We start from the raw sequence: 18,793 nt of genomic DNA, 5'->3' as shown, positions 1-18,793 counted from the left end.
AACCCTACATATAAAACTAATAAAGTATGAGGTGGATATGTTTATCCAGGAAACGCTCAAGTTTGTGGTTGATATATTAAAAGTCCCGGCTGTTCTGGTGGGGCTCATCGCATTAATCGGCCTGGTCGCACAAAAGAAAAATTTTTCTGATGTGGTAAAAGGCACGGTGAAAACAATACTGGGTTTTCTCGTTTTAGCAGGCGGTGCGACGGTATTAGTCGGCTCGTTAAATCCGTTAGGCGGAATGTTCGAGCACGCCTTTAATATTCAGGGGATTATTCCAAATAACGAAGCGATTGTTTCTATCGCGATGGAAAAATTCGGTGCACCAACCGCCTTAATTATGGCCTTCGGTATGGTCGCGAACCTTATCGTGGCACGTTTCACCCGCCTCAAATATGTCTTCCTGACTGGGCACCACACGTTCTACATGGCCTGTATGATCAGCGTCATTCTGACCGTCGCCGGTTTTGAGGGCGTGGCGCTGGTCTTCACCGGCTCCCTGACGCTCGGTCTTATCATGGCGTTCTTCCCGGCACTGGCGCAGCGTTATATGCGTAAAATCACCGGCAACGATGATATCGCCTTCGGCCATTTTGGCACCATCGGCTATGTGCTTTCCGGCTGGATCGGCAGTAAGGTCGGTAAAGGTTCACGCTCTACCGAGGAGATGAATCTGCCAAAAAACCTCAGCTTCCTGCGCGACAGCTCCATCTCCATCTCGCTGACCATGATCATTATTTATCTGATTATGGCGGTCTTCGCCGGACAGATTTTCGTTGAAGCCACTTACAGCGCAGGCCAGAACTATCTGGTGTACTCCATCATCATGGCAATTACCTTTGCGGCGGGTGTGTTCATCATCCTGCAAGGTGTACGCCTGATTCTGGCTGAAATCGTTCCTGCGTTCGTCGGTTTCTCCGAGCGACTGGTGCCAAACGCCCGTCCGGCGCTGGACTGTCCGGTAGTGTATCCGTATGCACCAAATGCGGTATTGATCGGCTTCTTATTCAGCTTCCTCGGCGGTCTGGTTGGCCTGTTCCTGCTTGGACAGATGCACATGGTACTGATCCTGCCAGGCGTGGTACCGCACTTCTTCACCGGTGCCACCGCGGGTGTATTCGGTAACGCCACTGGCGGACGTCGCGGAGCGATGTTCGGTGCCTTTGCCAACGGTGTGCTGATCACCTTCCTGCCGGTTCTGTTGCTGCCGGTGCTCGGTGCCCTGGGCTTTGCCAACGCCACATTCTCTGACGCGGACTTCGGTGTCATCGGTATCCTGCTGGGTAATCTGGCTCGCTTCATGTCGAAAGAAGCCATTATGGCGCTGATTGTCGGGATCTTCGCCGTCCTCGTCGCTTACAACTATCTCGGTAAAAAACCTGCTGCGGCGAAAGCCGTCAGCGAAGAGTAATTCAGTCACTCATTACGTCTCTTATCACCATCCGGGAAACACCGTCCAGACCTGTCAGAAATGACAGGTCTGGATAAGTGCTCACTAAAATAAGGACCCAACAAGATGAAAGATGTCCACGAGGTTCGTGATCTGGCCCGTCATATCCGCATCGAGACGCTGAAAATGCTGACCGGTCTGGGATTCGGGCATTATGGCGGCAGTATGTCAGTGGTGGAAACGCTGGCGGTGTTATACGGCGATGTCATGCGAATTGACCCGAAAAAACCTGACTGGCAGGAGCGCGATTATTTTGTGCTCTCCAAAGGCCATGCCGGTCCGGCGTTGTACGCCACGCTGGCGCTCAAAGGGTATTTCCCGGTCAGCGAACTGAAAACGCTGAACGAAAATGGCACCAAATTGCCCAGCCATCCCGATCGTCTGCGCACTATTGGCGTTGATGCGACCACCGGTTCGCTCGGGCAGGGCGTGTCTATTGCCGCTGGTATGGCGCTCTCCCATAAGCTGGCCGGTCGTACCAACCGCGTGTTCTGCATTCTCGGCGACGGCGAACTGAACGAGGGCCAGTGCTGGGAAGCCTTCCAGTTTATCGCGCACCACAATTTGCATAATCTGACGCTGTTTATCGATTACAACAAACAACAGCTCGACGGCATGCTCGATGAAGTGATCAAACCTTTCGATCTGGCTGGTAAATTCAGCGCTTTTGGCTTTGATGTGCAAACGATCAAAGGTGACGATGTGGTCGCAATCAGCAATGCAGTCACGCCCGTGCGTCAGGGCGAGCAGCGTCCGCTGGTGGTGATCCTCGACAGCATTAAAGGGCAGGGCGTGACCTATCTGGAGCAACTGGCGAATTCCCACCATTTGCGCTTAACGCCGGATGTGAAACTGGAAATTGAAAACGCGATCGCTGAGCTGGAGGCCACCCATGTTTGAAGTCTCTCTGGAATTACAAAAAGACGCGGTGGAAATGCGTAAGGTTTACGCCAATACCGTGCGCGAAAAGATTGTTGAGAACACGCCGATCATCGCGCTGGAAGCAGATCTGATGAGTTCGATGGCGATGGATGGCGTGCATAAAGACCATCCTTCCCATGTCATTAACTGCGGCATCATGGAAGCCAACGTGATCGGCGTGGCTGCGGGGCTATCACTCACCGGCCGCGTGCCTTTTGTGCATACCTTTACCGCCTTTGCCAGCCGCCGCTGCTTCGATCAGCTGTTTATGTCGTTGGATTACCAGAAGAATAACGTCAAAATCATTGCCTCTGATGCTGGCGTCAGCGCCTGTCACAACGGCGGCACGCATATGTCTTTCGAAGACATGGGTATTGTGCGCGGGTTGGCGAACTCGGTAGTGATGGAAGTGACCGACGCGGTGATGTTCCGCGATATTCTGTTGCAGCTGATGGATCTGAAAGGGTTCTACTGGGTACGGACAATCCGTAAACAGGCGACGCAAATTTATCAGGAAGGTTCAACCTTCAGCATTGGCAAAGCGAATGTGCTGCGCGACGGGAGCGACGTGACGCTGATTGCCAACGGCATCATGGTCGCGGAAGCGCTGAAAGCGGCAGAAATGCTGGAGCGCGAAGGCGTGAGCGCGGCAGTTATCGACATGTTTACGCTCAAACCTATCGATAAAGACGTCATCATTAAGTACGCCGCCAAAACCGGTAAAATCGTTACCTGCGAAAACCACAGTATTCACAACGGCCTGGGTTCAGCGGTAGCGGAAGTGCTGGTGGAAAACCATCCGGTGCCGATGCGCCGCGTGGGTGTGAAGGAGCGTTATGGTCAGGTCGGAACGCAGGAGTTTTTACAGCAGGAGTACGGGCTGACCGCCGAACATATTCTCGAGGCGGCAAAGCAGTTGCTGTGAGCGAAAAGTGAGGAAATCTGAAGGTAAAAACGCCGACGTGATGTCGGCGTTTTACTGTCTTATATACTGTTATTCGGGCGTAAAATAATTCAGGGAATTATTTTGCAGCCTCTTCTGCCTGAGCAGACTGAATCGCAGTCAGTGCCACGGTGTAGACGATATCGTCAACCAGTGCGCCACGGGACAAGTCATTAACTGGTTTGCGCATACCCTGCAGCATCGGCCCAATAGAGACCAGATCCGCAGAACGCTGTACCGCTTTGTAGGTGGTGTTACCCGTGTTCAGATCCGGGAAGATGAATACCGTCGCCTGACCTGCAACCGGTGAGTTTGGTGCTTTTGACAGAGCAACGTCAGCCATGATCGCGGCATCGTATTGCAGAGGGCCATCGATGATCAGGTCTGGACGTTTTTCCTGTGCCAGACGGGTCGCTTCACGCACTTTCTCAACGTCGCTGCCTGCGCCGGAGTTACCGGTTGAGTAGGAGATCATCGCCACACGTGGTTCGATACCGAACGCCGCTGCGGAATCCGCAGACTGGATCGCGATTTCAGAAAGTTGTTCAGCCGTTGGATCCGGGTTGATCGCGCAGTCACCGTAAACCAGAACCTGATCAGGCAGCAGCATGAAGAACACGGAAGACACCAGCGAGCTGCCCGGTGCGGTTTTGATCAGCTGCAACGGTGGGCGGATGGTGTTAGCGGTGGTGTGAACAGCACCGGAAACCAGACCGTCAACCTTGCCTTGTTCCAGCATCAGGGTGCCGAGAACCACGTTATCTTCCAGCTGTTCGCGCGCAACCACTTCGGTCATGCCTTTGCTTTTACGCAGTTCAACCAGACGTGCCACATACTCTTCGCGCACGGCAACCGGATCGATGATTTCGATGCCTGCACCCAGAATCACGCCCTGAGCCGCTGCGACGCGTTTGATCTCATCCGGATTACCCAGCAATACGCATTCTGCGATACCACGTTCAGCGCAAAGTGCTGCCGCTTTCACGGTACGCGGCTCGTCGCCTTCCGGCAGGACGATACGTTTACCGGCTTTACGCGCCAGTTCGGTCAGCTGATAACGGAATGCTGGCGGAGACAGACGACGTGAACGCTCGGAGTGCGCGCTCAGGGAGTCGATCCAGTCTGCGTTGATGTGAGAAGCCACGTATTGTTGCAGTTTCTCAACGCGCTGATGGTCGTCCGCAGGGACTTCCAGATTGAAGCTTTGCAGGCTCAGGGAGGTCTGCCAGGTGTTGGTATCTACCATAAATACAGGCAGGCCAGTCTGGAAAGCACGTTCGCAGAGGCTGTTAATACGTTCGTCGATTTCGTAGCCACCGGTCAGCAGGATAGCGCCGATTTCCACGCCGTTCATTGCCGCCAGACAGGCTGAAACCAGTACGTCTGGGCGGTCAGCGGAGGTCACCAGCAGTGAACCCGGACGGAAGTGTTCCAGCATGTGCGGAATGCTGCGTGCACAGAAGGTCACGGATTTCACACGACGGGTTTGCACGTCGCCTTCGTTGATGATGCGGGCATTCAGGTGTTTCGCCATGTCGATTGCGCGGGTGGCAATCAGCTCAAAGCTCCATGGAATGCAGCCCAGCACCGGCAGCGGGCTGTTGGCGAATAGCTGAGTCGGGTCGATGTTCGCCACGCTGGCTTTATTGGAATCATCGAAGATTTCAGAAAGGTCCGGACGTGTACGGCCCTGATCGTCAACAGGTGCGTTCAGTTTGTTAATGATAACGCCGGTGATGTTGGTATTTTTGCTGCCGCCGAAGCTGGAACGAGCCAATTCAATACGTTCTTTCAGCTGCGCAGGAGAATCGTTACCCAGCGCCAGAACGAAGACGATTTCTGCGTTCAGGGTTTTGGCGATTTCATAGTTCAGCGCGTTGGCAAACTGGTGTTTACGCGTAGGAACCAGACCTTCAACCAGCACCACTTCTGCATCTTTGGTGTTTTCGTGATAACGCGCGATGATTTCTTCCATCAGCACGTCTTGCTGGTTTGAACTCAGCAGCGCTTCAACGTGGCTCATTTTCAGCGGTTCTGCTGCGGTCACGGAAGAATTGGCGCGAATGATGGTGGTAGTTTGATCGGGTGCATCACCGCCGGCACGTGGTTGTGCGATCGGTTTGAAGATGCTCAGGCTGACGCCTTTTTGTTCCATTGCACGGATCACACCGAGGCTGACGCTGGTCAGACCAACGCTGGTACCTGTGGGGATCAACATAATTGTACGGGACACGGCTAAACCTCTTTAACGTTTGCCAGGCAGAGACGGTCGCAGGTTTGTGCAGAGGAGATAATGATCAGCATGAGCGCGATGATTATCCTGCGCGGTGCGTCCAAACGGGCGGCGTTTGCCTTGAGTTAAAAAATCACTGCCAGCAATCGCTGGCAGTGCTGAATCGGATTATGCAGTCAGACGCGCGGCGTCTTGCGCAATCACCAGCTCTTCATTGGTTGGGATAACCAGAGCGGTGCGGGTGCCTTCTTTATTGATGGCACCGGATTTGCCAAAGCGTGCTGCAAGGTTGCGTTCGTGGTCAACTTCAAAACCTAACAGGCCCAGTTTTCCAAGTGACAGTTCGCGCACCATGGCTGCGTTTTCGCCGATACCGCCGGTGAAGACTACCGCGTCCAGACGACCTTCCATCAGTGAGGTATAGCTACCGATGTATTTCGCCAGACGGTGGCAGAATACGTCCATTGCACGTTTGGCATCAGGTTTGGTGGTGTAGTTGTCTTCAACGTAACGACAGTCGCTGGTGACTTCGGTCAGGCCCAGCAGGCCAGATTCTTTGGTCAGCATTTTGTTGATTTGATCAACGGTCATGCCCAGAGAGTCATGCAGGTGGAAGATGATCGCCGGGTCGATGTCACCGCTGCGGGTGCCCATCACCAGACCTTCCAGCGGGGTCAGACCCATGGAAGTATCGACGCATTTACCGTTACGGATTGCGCTGACGGAACCGCCGTTACCCAGATGGCAAGTGATCAGGTTCACTTCTTCCACTGGTTTGTTCAGCATTTTCGCGGCTTCCTGGGTCACATAGAAGTGGCTGGTGCCGTGTGCGCCATAACGACGAACGTGGTGATCGCGGTACAGGCTGTACGGGAGGGCGTACAGGTAAGATTCTTCTGGCATGGTCTGATGGAAAGCGGTGTCGAAAACGGCAACGTTTTTGTCAGCCAGTTTAGGGAAAGATTTCAGCGCTTCGTCGATACCGATCAGGTGAGCCGGGTTGTGCAGCGGTGCAAACGGGATGGATTCTTTGATACCTTCGATAACAGCATCGTTGATCAGCATTGATTTGGTCAGCTTTTCGCCGCCATGAACGATGCGGTGGCCGATTGCAACCAGCTCTGCGGACAGCTCAGGTTTTTTGCTCAGGATGTTGTTAACGATGAATTTCAGCGCTTCGCTGTGTGCGGCACCCGCACCCAACGCAGCTTCTTCTTTGCCACCGTCCATTTTCCACTTAATGCGCGCTTCCGGCAGGTGGAAACATTCGGCTAAACCTGAAATGTGCTCTTCGCCGTTCACAGCATCAATGATTGCGAACTTAAGGGAAGAACTACCACAGTTAAGAACCAGTACAAGCTTACTCGACATGGAAGTACCTATTTATTGTTGGTGCTGTTTAAGGAAAAAAACAATACACATGGTTAATAAATCGTCAGTCTGACATCAAGCGTAGCGCATAATGGCGGTGACAATTATGATTAACATCATGCCAGAGAGCCAAAGCAGGCATGATAATGAAAAAGCTAAAGAATCGCAGGACGCTGGTTTTATCTGTGCGTGTAAATCGCCGAAAAGTATTGGCGCAGTGCACAAAATGTCTCTGTTTTACGTCTTTAGAATGTTATCTGTTAGTGAAAACACTAACAAAAAATACAATTAGTAATTACAAAACACCTCAGCCCGAGGCACTATGCTTAATGATGAGGGTGTAAATGCTGCGACAGGATACCGGCACGTTTCAGCAAAAACAAAATATATTTTATCGTGGTAAACTCCAGTTTGTGTTTTACAAATATTTTTTAATTATTACACGTGAAGTTGAGGTGCAATTATGACGAGTAAGCCAACAGGCTCTGTAAGCTGGTTCCAGGTATTCCAGCGTGGGCAGCATTATATGAAAACATGGCCGTCTGATAAGCGCCTGGCTCCGGTCTTTCCGGAAAATCGCATTTCCACAGCGACCCGTTTTGCGGTCCGCTTTATGCCACCTGTCGCGATCTTCACACTGACCTGGCAGATTGCGCTCGGCGGTCAGCTCGGCCCGGCCGTCGCCACGGCGATATTTGCCTGTAGTTTGCCGATGCAGGGACTGTGGTGGCTCGGTCGCCGTTCACTGACGCCGTTGCCGCCCACGTTGCTGAGCTGGTTCCACGATGTTCGCAATAAGCTCGCCGAAGCGGGTCAGGCTCTCGCCCCTGTGGAAGGTACGCCGACCTATCAGGCACTCGCAGACGTCCTTAAGCGTGCGTTCAAGCAGCTCGATAAAACCTTTCTCGACGATCTTTAAGACCGTTTCTCTGCGCTTACGTTCTCAGCTTCTTGATTGTTAAGCTTCGCTGCATTGCATATTGACCGGAGGAAAGTCTCCTCCGGTGATTATTTCACATGAGATCCAGACCCAAATCAAAGAATGGTGTGCTTGCGATTTCGCATAAGTTTGCGCTATGCCATGCTTTGCTCATTATGCAGACATGAGGATTTTCACGATGGAAATGACTAACGCGCAACGCCTGATCTTGTCGAATCAATACAAAATGATGACCATGCTGGATCCCGATAATGCTGAACGCTATCGCCGTTTGCAAACGGTGATTGAGCGCGGTTTCGGCTTGCAAATGCGCGAGCTGGACAGGGATTTCGGTGAACTGCCGGAAGAAACCTGCCGCACAGTGATTAACATTATGGAAATGCACCATGCGATGCAGGTGTCATGGACCAATCTGAAAGACACCCAAGGTTTGGATCGCCGCCGTATCGATTTCCTCGGCTTCGATGCTGCAACGGAATCCCGCTATTTAAGCTATGTCCGCTTTATGGTGAACACCGAAGGACGTTACACTGACTTCGATGCTGGCACACACGGGTTTAACTCACAGACCAAAATGTGGGATAAATACCAGCGCATGTTGACGGTCTGGCAATTGTGCCCACGTCAGTATCATCTGAGCGCCGTTGAGATAGCGCAAATTATTAATGCCTGATTTGAATTAACTAAAGAGGAATTACCTGTGGAGTGTAAAGGTTTCTTGTTCGACCTTGATGGAACGTTAGTGGATTCATTACCAGCAGTTGAGCGTGCATGGGTTAACTGGGCGCTCAGTTGGGGAGTCAGCCCGCAAGACGTTCTGGCCTTTATTCATGGCAAACAGGCGATCACCTCTTTACGTCATTTCATGGCCGGTGAAAGCGAGGAGAAGATTCAGCAAGAGTTTCTGAAGCTGGAACAAATCGAAGCCACCGACACCGAAGGCGTTTCCGCGCTGCCGGGCGCACACTTATTACTGAGCGAACTGAATCGTCAGAACATTCCCTGGGCGATTGTCACATCTGGCTCAATGCCGGTTGCCAGTGCCCGCCATGCCGCGGCGCATTTGCCTGCGCCGGAAGTGTTCATCACCGCCGAGCAGGTTAAACACGGTAAACCCCAGCCTGATGCCTATTTACTTGGCGCAGAACGTTTAGGTCTGGCACCGCAGGAGTGTGTGGTAGTAGAAGATGCCGCGGCGGGCGTAATGGCCGGTCTGGCGGCAGGCTGCAAAGTGATTGCGGTAAATGCGCCCGACGATACGCCGGGGATTGAGAATGTCGATTTCGAACTCACCACGCTGGAAGTTCTGCTGGTGAACAGTACTGCGCAGGGCGTTACAGTCAGCCTGCGTTAAGCCAGAAAAGTACAGTTTCAACGGTTTACTTGATATAGACCTCGCTCCGGCGGGGTTTTTTTATGCCATTCTAAATCCCATTTTCAGTCTTCCATCTCAACGCAAAAGGAGTTTGTTTTGACCGGTGAATTAATTTGGGTTGTGGTACTGCTGCTGATTGCCATGGTGCTGTTCGCGCGTAATACGCTGCGCATGGATATCGTCGCTTTGCTGGTCATTATTGCCTTTGTGCTGAGCGGTACGCTGACGCTTAACGAAGCGCTGGCCGGATTTAGCGATCCGAACGTGATTTTGATCGCTGCTTTGTTTGTTGTCGGTCACGGGCTGGTGCGAACTGGCGTGGCGTATCAGGTGGGCGACTGGCTGATGAAGGTCGCCGGTCACAGCGAAATCCGTATGCTGATTTTGCTGATGCTGACGGTCGCCGGGCTGGGCGCGTTTATGAGTTCTACCGGCGTTGTTGCGATATTTATTCCGGTGGTGATTAGCGTTTCTGCCCGTATGAAAACCTCACCAGCGCGGCTGATGATGCCGCTGAGTTTTGCCGGGCTTATCAGCGGTATGATGACGCTGGTCGCCACGCCGCCAAACATGGTGGTGAACAGCGAGCTGTTGCGGGAAGGATTTGACGGTTTTGGCTTCTTCGGCGTCACGCCGGTGGGACTGGTGGTGCTTGTTATGGGCATCGGATATATGCTGATCGCCCGTCGATGGTTGTCTGCAGAAGAGGCCTCGCAGGATAAACAGCGCTGGAAGCGGCGTACCTTCCGCGATCTGATCCGCGATTATCAGCTTAATGGCCGTGCGCGCAGAATGACTATCCGCCCCGGCTCGCCATTGGTCGGGCGCACGCTGGACGATTTACATCTGCGCTCCCGTTATGGCGCCAACGTGGTCGGGATCGAGCGTTGGCGTAAGTTCCGCCGTGTGATGGTCAGTGCTACCGGTAATACAGAATTGTGTGCACGTGACGTGCTTCTTCTGGATATGACCGACCCTGAGATTTCTATCCGGCAAATGTGCACCGATGAAATGCTGGAGCCGATGGTGCTGCGCGGCGAATATTTCTCCGAGCAGTCGCGCGACGTCGGGATGGCGGAAGTCTCGTTAATTCCTGACTCTGAACTGCTGGGCAAAACACTGCGCGACGTAGCATTCCGTTCCACTTATGGTCTGAATGTGGTGGGCATACGCCGTCAGGGTGAAGCGCTGCCGGGCAAACTGGTCGATGAGGAATTGCAGCTCGGTGACATGCTGCTGGTGATTGGCGACTGGAAATTGATCCGCCAGCTTCAGCAGCAGATGCATGATTTTATAGTGCTCAGCCTGCCTGCCGAAGTGGATGACGTGGCGCCCGCACTCAGTCAGGCACCTCATGCACTGTTCTGTCTGGCGCTGATGGTCGCGCTGATGTTAACTGACGACGTGTCGAACGCGATTGCGGCGATTATCGCCTGTCTGCTGATGGGCAAATTTCGCTGTATCACAATGGAAGGTGCGTACCGGGCGATTCACTGGCCGAGTCTGCTGCTGATCGTCGGGATGATGCCGTTCGCGCTGGCGCTGCAAAAAACCGGCGGCGTGGCGCTGATTGTCGAAGGTCTGATGCAGGTGAGTGGCGGTTATGGCCCGTACATGATGCTGCTGAGTCTGTTTATCCTTTGCGCCACCATCGGGCTGTTTATTTCCAATACAGCGACGGCGGTATTGATGGCGCCGATCGCTATCGCGGCGGCGCATCAGATGGGCGTGTCACCTTACCCGTTCACGATGATCATCGCCATTGCGGCTTCGGCGGCATTTATGACGCCGGTGTCATCTCCGGTGAATACGCTGGTGATGGTGCCGGGGAATTACCGCTTTGGCGATTTCCTGCGTATCGGGGTGCCTTTCACGCTGCTGGTGATGGCCGTCAGCGTGTTTCTGGTACCGGTGCTCTATCCGTTCTGATTAAAGAACGTGCCATTCGCTCATCGCTCTGACCGCACATTCCGGTCAGAGCGATTCGTCGAGGCTGATTTCATCCAGAGATAGGCTGAAGCTCGGTACGAAGATTTCCATAAAGTAATCCATTTCCGGGCTTTTACGGTCAGCCAGTGTTTTTTCCAGACGCGCTTTGGCCAGCGTGAATTCGTTGTTACCTGCTGATAACTCTTCCAGACATTTCAGATAGGCGCACAGCGCATCCGCCTGTTTCACAGTCAGCTTTTCGTCATCGCTGTAGTAATGTTCGTCGATCAGCGGACGGAAATCTTCCTGCAATTCTTCCGGCAGCATCTCAATCAGCTTTTGCTGAGCAATCTTCTCGATCTTTTTGTATTCATGCGCGATTTGCGGATTGTAATACTTGATAGGTGTCGGCATGTCGCCGGTCAGCACTTCGCTGGCATCGTGATACATAGCGAGCAGGGCGACGCGTTCGACGTTCAGGTTGCCATCAAATTTGCGGTTTTTAATCACGGCCAGTGCGTGAGCCACGAAGGCGACCTGCAAGCTATGCTCGGAGACGTTTTCGGTGCGTACATTACGCATCAGCGGCCAGCGGCTAATCAGTTTCAGGCGGGAAAGATGGGCGAAGAAATGGCTCTGATTCATGGCACTCTCATTAATAACGGCAAATGAGTGTTCATTGTGAGGAGTGTAACGGCAATCGGCAAGTGTGATCAGCAAGATAAAGCAGGGCGCAGAAATCTGCGCCCGAGGGAATTACTGACGGTAGGTTTCAAGGAACCGGCCGAGCTTATTGATTGCCATTTCCAGCTCATCGACGCGCGGCAACGTCACGATACGGACGTGATCAGGATAGGGCCAGTTGAACGCCGAGCCCTGAACCAGCAGAACTTTTTGCTGCAACAGCAAATCCAGCACCAGTTTCTGGTCGTCATGAATATTAAAACGCTTGGCGTCGATACGAGGGAACATATACAGCGCGCCTTTCGGTTTCACGCAAGAGACGCCGGGGATCTGGTTGATCAGTTCCCACGCGCGGTCACGCTGTTCCACCAGCCGACCGCCTGGCTGAATGAATTCATTAATGCTCTGATAACCGCCCAGCGCAGTCTGAATCGCGTGCTGCATCGGCACGTTGGCACAAAGGCGCATCGAAGCCAGCATTTCCAGCCCTTCGATGTAACCTTTGGCGTGTTTCTTCGGCCCGTTCAACACCATCCAGCCCTGACGGAAACCTGCAACGCGATAGGTCTTCGACAGCCCGTTAAAAGTGACGGTCAGCAAGTCCGGTGCCAGCGACGCAATGGAGATGTGCTGGGCTTCGTCGTACAGGATCTTGTCGTAGATTTCGTCGGCGAAAATAATCAGATTGTGTTCGCGTGCGATATCCACGATCTGCATCAGCAACTCTCTGCTGTACACAGCGCCGGTCGGGTTATTCGGGTTGATGATGACGATACCACGGGTGCGCGGAGTGATTTTGTCGCGAATATCGGCGATATCCGGGAACCAGTCGGCGCCTTCATCACAAAGATAGTGCACCGCATTACCGCCGGAGAGGGAAACTGCCGCAGTCCATAACGGATAATCGGGAGCGGGTACCAGCATTTCATCACCGGTATTAAGTAACGCTTGCATTGACTGAACGATCAGCTCCGACACGCCGTTACCGATGTAAATATCTTCAACCGTCATGTCACGCATATCGCGCGCCTGATAGTGCTGCATGATGGCTTTACGTGCGGAAAACAGGCCTTTGGAGTCACAGTACCCTTGCGCGGTCGGCAGGTTGCGGATGACGTCTACCAGAATTTCATCAGGTGCATCAAAACCGAATGGTGCAGGGTTGCCGATGTTCAGTTTGAGGACTTTGTTACCTTCTTCTTCAAGACGTTTTGCTTCTTTGAGCACCGGGCCGCGAATGTCGTAGCAGACGTTGTCCAGTTTGCGGGATTTTTCAATCGGTGACATGTAAATGGGAGCCTTTTGCAGTAAAGCCTGTTCTTCCCTGGCGCACAGCGCCGTAGAACAGAGCGAAGCGGCCAATTTACTCTCCGGACTCGGGCATGAGAAGGGCTGCGCACCGTTTTGGTGAAAAACAGTAGGAAAAGCGCAGGGGGTGGGGATTTCTGTTTCGTTTTGGGTTTTGAATTGGTTTGTTAATTTGATAATTAAGTGATTTATAGTTTTAAATTCTGTCAATGCTCGATTTGTAACCTAAAAATTCCCTGTTTTGACTGCCTGACCGGTATAAACCTAGCGCGAGTCTGTAGGTAATTTGAACAGTACATCACCAAAACTTACCAAACCTCGATAAATTCTGAAAAAAAATGGCCCGATTTTGAGATCCGGGAACAAATCATGAAGAGGAATTTGTTTTATTTGGCTAATGATTATTAATAACCGCTGGATGAATGATCATAAGATAAGTCTGTCGGCGTATGTATTTTGTTAGGTTTTATAAATGCGTTCTTTACGTATATTTAATCAATTGGCTATAAAGAATTTTGGCGGGTTGTAGAAAAATCTTAATGTCAGTTAAACTGATTTTTTGCAGAGAATAATGGATATCCTCGTGAGTTAATGAATTTGTTGAACTATATTTTAATATTCTCCGGGTTAATAATTAATTATGCTTATGATTCTTGGTGCTGCAATGGCGCTCAATCGCAGGCGGCAGCAGGGAAGTTGGCAGAAAGGATGTCTGTTAAATAGTCAAAATGGACTATTCTTTTTTATTAAGATTATCTAATCATTTACCCTTTGTGTGGAATTCCCGCACCTGCATTTAAGGGGATGAAAAGAGCTTTGATGAAAATTTTCATGCACAAATATTTCTCAATTTTGCTTATCAAATGAGTGAGTATCTGACATATCTGGTATTCTGCTTATTGCGGGTACTTTGACGCATCATCAGGGTAGCTTGTTATTAGATTCTATAAAGCGAAGAAAAACTATGACAAATGCAAATCGTCCAATCCTCAATCTCGACCTTGACCTGTTGAGGACATTTGTAGCTGTAGCGGATTTAAATACGTTCGCTGCAGCAGCTGCTGCCGTGTGTCGTACTCAGTCGGCGGTCAGTCAACAAATGCAACGTCTCGAACAACTCGTTGGAAAAGAACTGTTTGCCAGACATGGACGCAATAAATTATTAACTGAACACGGCATTCAGTTATTGGGGTATGCACGGAAAATTCTTCGTTTTAACGATGAAGCCTGCACCTCTTTGATGTACAGCAATGTCCAGGGCGGGATCACCATCGGTGCATCCGATGATACTGCCGACACTATTTTGCCTTTCCTGCTCAGTCGCGTGACGTCTGTTTACCCCAAATTGTCTATCGATGTGCGGGTAAAACGCAGTCCGTTTATGTTATCCATGCTGGAAAGCGAAGAAATCGATCTGGCCATCACCACGATGACGGGCACCGACCATCCGCATATCGTACTGAGAACCTCGCCGACGCTGTGGTATTGCTCAGCTGACTTTGCCTATCCGTCCGGTGACAGTGTGCCCCTGGTGGTGCTGGATGAGCCAAGTCCTTACCGTCAGATGGCAACGGAGTATCTGAATCAGGCGGGCATCCCGTGGCGCATCGCATATGTGGCATCTACGTTATCAGCGATTCGCGCCGCCGTTCGTGCCGGGCTTGGCGTGACTGCACGACCTATCGAAATGATGAGCCCTGAATTGCGTGTGTTGGGTGAACAGGATGGCTTACCACGTCTTCCTGATACACAATACGTTTTGTATAAAAATGCCCGTTGCACCAATGAACTTGCCATGGCCATTTTCAACGCGGTTGAGCAGGGGAATGACCCTTATTCTCTTAGCGCCTACGGTCCTCGTCCGGTTGTTGATGACGATCAGGAGCTGGTGGCTGATTCTAAAAGCTAATACATTTAGCCGGCTTTACTTTCCGCCCATTGTCTTAAAGGGCGGAGGTAAAGGCATCTACTCCTTTTGGGTAGTTAAACCTCTCCTTTTAGTAGTTCTATTTAAAATTTTCTTTCAAAGCCATTTTTTTCTGTGTTAAGCCAACTCATCCCACGCCATGACTGTTCTTCTCTGCAATTGCCACGTCACTAAATCACGTAAATATCGATGTTTTTTCACGTAAAGAAAAAGCATTATTTTTTTGTGTAATTCGCTTGCCGTTTTCCGTAATTCAACAAAACTTGTTAAAAGTATGACTTTTTTGCTGTCGAAATTGACAGAACTCTGACCTGGATCAAAAAAATAACCCTAATAAGAGAGTGGAAGCGCTGTCTATTCCTGCGACAATAGGAAAGTGAGAAAGATGTCATAACTCCCGTCACAGGCTCATGCTTTATCACGGTATTTAACTGACACGATTTAGCTTAAGTGTCGTCGCATCATATGTTAATTAAATGATAAGCATGTAAACTAATGTGGAGATACTTTTGTCAAAGTTGACAAAAGGTTATAGAAAAGGGTAAAAAGCCCACAACAAATCACTGGCTTAATGCCTTATTGAGCCGTGACCTGTGTGGTTATTAATCCTTCCCTTGAATCGATGTGGTACGCAAACTGCCGATCCCATAGAGCAGATGCAGAGTGCCACTTTTGATGAGTAAGCAATGAGTATGTCAACAGCCACTGAAGTCATCGCTCAACACTGGGCGTTCGCCGTTTTTCTTGTCGTTGCCGTTGGGCTTTGTTGCCTGATGTTACTGGGCGCCGCGTTCCTTGGCGGGAGAGCCAGAGCACGCTACAAAAACACGCCTTTTGAATCAGGTATCGCCTCGGTGGGTACTGCCCGCCTGCGTCTTTCCGCAAAGTTCTACCTGGTCGCCATGTTTTTCGTCATTTTTGACGTTGAAGCCCTGTATTTGTACGCATGGTCAACGTCTATTCGCGAAAGCGGCTGGACCGGATTCGTAGAAGCCACCATTTTCATTTTGGTACTGCTGGCTGGTTTGTTTTATCTGGTGCGGATTGGCGCGCTGGACTGGACACCAACACGTTCGAAAGGACCTGTTAAACCAAGCCCGGCAATTAATACCAACAGTCACCCTCAGTAAGTCATAGCGAGGCAATAAGATGGAATATACGCTCACCCGCGTAGACCCGGACGGTGAGAACGACCGTTACCCCCTGCAAAATCAGGAGGTCGTCGGCGATCCTCTTCAGGAGCAGGTTAAGCGCAGCGTTTTCATGGGAAACCTTCAGGAATCACTGCACGGCATGGTGAACTGGGGACGCAAAAACTCCCTCTGGCCTTACAACTTCGGCCTTTCCTGTTGCTACGTCGAAATGGTGACGTCATTCACTGCGGTGCATGACGTTGCGCGTTTTGGTGCAGAAGTTCTGCGTGCATCGCCGCGTCAGGCTGATTTCATGGTGGTGGCAGGAACCTGCTTTACCAAAATGGCCCCGGTAATACAACGCTTGTACGACCAGATGCTCGAGCCGAAATGGGTGATTTCGATGGGCGCCTGCGCGAACTCAGGCGGCATGTACGATATTTATTCAGTGGTGCAGGGTGTGGATAAGTTCCTGCCCGTCGATGTGTATATCCCGGGGTGCCCGCCGCGTCCTGAGGCTTACATGCAGGCGCTATTGCTGCTGCAGGAATCTATCGGTAAAGAACGCCGCCCATTGTCATGGGTTGTCGGTGATCAGGGTGTTTACCGCGCGAATATGCAGTCTGAAAAAGAGCGTAAACGTGCTGAACGCATAGCCGTGACAAATCTGCGTTCGCCGGACGAGATTTAACACTGCGGTCTGAGAGTCAACCCTGAGGGGTGGTGAACCCCCTTACGGCATAAATGACCATTTAGTGTGGTGAAAAAAATATGACAGATTTGACGACGCAAAATACCGCCCTGCCAGCATGGCATACCCGTGATCATCTTGATGATCCGGTGATTGGCGAGTTGCGTAACCGTTTTGGGCCTGAGGCCTTTACTGTTCAGCCGACCCGTACCGGAATTCCCGTGGTGTGGTTCAAGCGTGAACAGATCCTGGAAGCGATTACCTTTTTACGAAAACAGCCAAAACCTTACGTCATGCTTTTCGATCTGCATGGTGTTGATGAGCGTTTACGTACCCACCGCGACGGTTTACCGGCCGCGGATTTTTCCGTTTTCTACCACCTGATCTCCGTCGAGCGTAACCGCGACATCATGCTTAAGGTGGCACTGGCTGAAAACGATCTCCACGTTCCGACCCTGACCAAAGTGTTCCCGAATGCTAACTGGTATGAGCGCGAAACCTGGGAAATGTTTGGCATTACCTTTGATGGCCACCCGCACCTGACGCGCATTATGATGCCGCAGACGTGGGAAGGGCACCCTTTGCGTAAAGACTACCCGGCACGCGCCACCGAGTTCGATCCTTATGAGCTGACCAAGCAAAAAGAAGAACTCGAGATGGAAGCGCTGACCTTCAAGCCTGAAGACTGGGGAATGAAGCGCGGCACCGAAAATGAGGACTTCATGTTCCTCAACCTCGGACCTAACCACCCGTCAGCACACGGTGCGTTCCGCATCATTTTACAGTTGGATGGCGAAGAAATTGTCGACTGTGTACCGGACGTCGGTTATCACCACCGCGGCGCTGAAAAGATGGGCGAACGCCAGTCATGGCACAGCTACATTCCGTACACTGACCGTATCGAATACCTTGGCGGTTGCGTTAACGAAATGCCTTACGTGCTGGCTGTTGAAAAACTGGCTGGTATCGTCGTGCCGGATCGCGTTAACACCATCCGTGTGATGCTGTCTGAACTGTTCCGTATCAACAGCCACCTGCTGTACATCTCTACGTTTATTCAGGACGTGGGCGCGATGACGCCAGTGTTCTTCGCCTTTACCGATCGTCAGAAAATTTACGATCTGGTGGAAGCGATCACTGGTTTCCGTATGCACCCGGCCTGGTTCCGAATCGGTGGCGTTGCACACGACCTGCCGAAAGGCTGGGATCGTCTGCTGCGTGAGTTCCTTGACTGGATGCCAGCCCGTCTGGATTCCTACGTCAAGGCGGCGCTGAAAAACACCATTCTGATTGGACGTTCCAAAGGCGTAGCGGCGTACAACGCCGATGATGCGCTGGCATGGGGCACTACCGGTGCTGGCCTGCGTGCGACCGGAATCGACTTCGATGTGCGTAAATGGCGTCCTTATTCAGGTTACGAAAACTTTGATTTTGAAGTGCCGGTCGGCGATGGCGTCAGTGACTGCTATTCCCGCGTGATGCTGAAAGTGGAAGAGCTTCGTCAGAGCCTGCGCATTCTGGAACAGTGCTACAAAAACATGCCGGAAGGCCCGTTCAAGGCGGATCATCCGCTGACCACGCCGCCACCGAAAGAGCGTACGCTGCAACACATCGAAACCCTGATCACACACTTCCTGCAAGTGTCGTGGGGTCCGATTATGCCTGCGCAAGAATCTTTCCAGATGGTTGAAGCGACCAAAGGGATCAACAGCTACTACCTGACCAGTGACGGCAGCACCATGAGTTACCGCACACGTGTCCGTACGCCAAGCTTCCCGCATTTGCAGCAGATCCCGTCCGTAATCCGTGGCAGCCTGGTATCCGACCTGATCGTATATCTGGGCAGTATCGATTTTGTAATGTCAGATGTGGACCGCTAACGATG

16 protein-coding genes are annotated in these 18,793 nt (G+C 51.6%); 12 read left to right on the top strand and 4 right to left on the bottom strand.

The genetic code is table 11. The features are described from left to right. Positions 1 to 37 precede the first annotated feature (37 nt). From GE278_14760 to GE278_14750, 3 genes are all read left to right on the top strand, one after another. Positions 38 to 1,414 (top strand): PTS ascorbate transporter subunit IIC, encoded by a 1,377-nt coding sequence (locus GE278_14760; GenBank protein QLK61961.1) that lies wholly within the window; start codon positions 38 to 40, stop codon positions 1,412 to 1,414. A 105-nt stretch (positions 1,415 to 1,519) separates the two neighbouring features. Next, positions 1,520 to 2,353 (top strand): transketolase, encoded by an 834-nt coding sequence (locus GE278_14755; GenBank protein QLK61960.1) that lies wholly within the window; start codon positions 1,520 to 1,522, stop codon positions 2,351 to 2,353. Next, positions 2,346 to 3,299 carry a transketolase family protein gene (locus GE278_14750; GenBank protein QLK61959.1) on the top strand — a complete coding sequence of 318 codons (954 nt, stop codon included), beginning with the start codon at positions 2,346 to 2,348 and terminating at the stop codon, positions 3,297 to 3,299. The genes GE278_14755 and GE278_14750 overlap by 8 nt, the downstream gene beginning before the upstream one ends. A gap of 97 nt (positions 3,300 to 3,396) precedes the next feature. Here GE278_14750 and GE278_14745 read toward each other — a convergent pair whose 3' ends face one another. Both GE278_14745 and GE278_14740 read right to left on the bottom strand, forming a co-directional pair. After that, positions 3,397 to 5,550 carry a phosphate acetyltransferase gene (locus GE278_14745; protein ID QLK61958.1) on the bottom strand — a complete coding sequence of 718 codons (2,154 nt, stop codon included), beginning with the start codon at positions 5,548 to 5,550 and terminating at the stop codon, positions 3,397 to 3,399. A gap of 168 nt (positions 5,551 to 5,718) precedes the next feature. Then, on the bottom strand, positions 5,719 to 6,921 hold the full coding sequence (locus GE278_14740) for an acetate kinase (protein ID QLK61957.1): 1,203 nt from the start codon (positions 6,919 to 6,921) through the stop codon (positions 5,719 to 5,721). Positions 6,922 to 7,012: 91 nt separating this feature from the next. On the opposite strand from GE278_14740, the gene GE278_14735 reads away from it, so the two are divergent. The 5 genes from GE278_14735 to GE278_14715 all read left to right on the top strand — a co-directional run bounded on the left by GE278_14735 (position 7,013) and on the right by GE278_14715 (position 11,165). Continuing rightward, positions 7,013 to 7,213 carry a hypothetical protein gene (locus GE278_14735; GenBank protein QLK61956.1) on the top strand — a complete coding sequence of 67 codons (201 nt, stop codon included), beginning with the start codon at positions 7,013 to 7,015 and terminating at the stop codon, positions 7,211 to 7,213. A 171-nt stretch (positions 7,214 to 7,384) separates the two neighbouring features. After that, positions 7,385 to 7,840, top strand: coding sequence for a DUF412 family protein (locus GE278_14730; GenBank protein QLK61955.1), 456 nt, complete (start codon positions 7,385 to 7,387; stop codon positions 7,838 to 7,840). A 199-nt stretch (positions 7,841 to 8,039) separates the two neighbouring features. Then, positions 8,040 to 8,534, top strand: coding sequence for a YfbU family protein (locus GE278_14725; protein ID QLK61954.1), 495 nt, complete (start codon positions 8,040 to 8,042; stop codon positions 8,532 to 8,534). 27 nt (positions 8,535 to 8,561) lie between these two features. Beyond that, positions 8,562 to 9,215: a sugar phosphatase gene (locus tag GE278_14720; protein ID QLK61953.1), complete on the top strand. Its 654-nt coding sequence runs from the start codon at positions 8,562 to 8,564 to the stop codon at positions 9,213 to 9,215. A 117-nt stretch (positions 9,216 to 9,332) separates the two neighbouring features. Continuing rightward, the gene (locus GE278_14715; GenBank protein ID QLK61952.1) at positions 9,333 to 11,165 is read left to right on the top strand and encodes a TRAP transporter large permease subunit; all 1,833 of its coding nucleotides are present in this window, start codon (positions 9,333 to 9,335) and stop codon (positions 11,163 to 11,165) included. Positions 11,166 to 11,210: 45 nt separating this feature from the next. Here GE278_14715 and GE278_14710 read toward each other — a convergent pair whose 3' ends face one another. Beyond that, the gene (locus tag GE278_14710) at positions 11,211 to 11,810 is read right to left on the bottom strand and encodes a 5'-deoxynucleotidase (GenBank protein QLK61951.1); all 600 of its coding nucleotides are present in this window, start codon (positions 11,808 to 11,810) and stop codon (positions 11,211 to 11,213) included. Positions 11,811 to 11,921: 111 nt separating this feature from the next. Then, the gene (locus GE278_14705) at positions 11,922 to 13,136 is read right to left on the bottom strand and encodes an aminotransferase class I/II-fold pyridoxal phosphate-dependent enzyme (protein ID QLK61950.1); all 1,215 of its coding nucleotides are present in this window, start codon (positions 13,134 to 13,136) and stop codon (positions 11,922 to 11,924) included. Positions 13,137 to 14,121: 985 nt separating this feature from the next. Between GE278_14705 and lrhA the strand changes: the two genes are divergently transcribed. The 4 genes from lrhA (at position 14,122) to nuoC (ending at position 18,788) form a co-directional block, all read left to right on the top strand. After that, positions 14,122 to 15,066 (top strand): transcriptional regulator LrhA, encoded by a 945-nt coding sequence (gene lrhA, locus GE278_14700; GenBank protein ID QLK61949.1) that lies wholly within the window; start codon positions 14,122 to 14,124, stop codon positions 15,064 to 15,066. Between the two features lie 704 nt (positions 15,067 to 15,770). After that, on the top strand, positions 15,771 to 16,214 hold the full coding sequence (locus GE278_14695; GenBank protein QLK61948.1) for an NADH-quinone oxidoreductase subunit A: 444 nt from the start codon (positions 15,771 to 15,773) through the stop codon (positions 16,212 to 16,214). 19 nt (positions 16,215 to 16,233) lie between these two features. Next, complete coding sequence (locus GE278_14690; GenBank protein QLK61947.1) at positions 16,234 to 16,908, top strand: NADH-quinone oxidoreductase subunit B; 675 nt, start codon at positions 16,234 to 16,236, stop codon at positions 16,906 to 16,908. A gap of 80 nt (positions 16,909 to 16,988) precedes the next feature. After that, positions 16,989 to 18,788 carry an NADH-quinone oxidoreductase subunit C/D gene (nuoC, locus tag GE278_14685; protein ID QLK61946.1) on the top strand — a complete coding sequence of 600 codons (1,800 nt, stop codon included), beginning with the start codon at positions 16,989 to 16,991 and terminating at the stop codon, positions 18,786 to 18,788. Positions 18,789 to 18,793 lie beyond the last annotated feature (5 nt).

The organism is Enterobacteriaceae bacterium Kacie_13 (assembly GCA_013457415.1).
Taxonomy (GTDB): Bacteria; Pseudomonadota; Gammaproteobacteria; order Enterobacterales; family Enterobacteriaceae; genus Rahnella.
The sequence above is the reverse complement of the archived record's forward strand: the minus strand, read 5'-3'. Positions and strand labels throughout refer to the sequence as shown.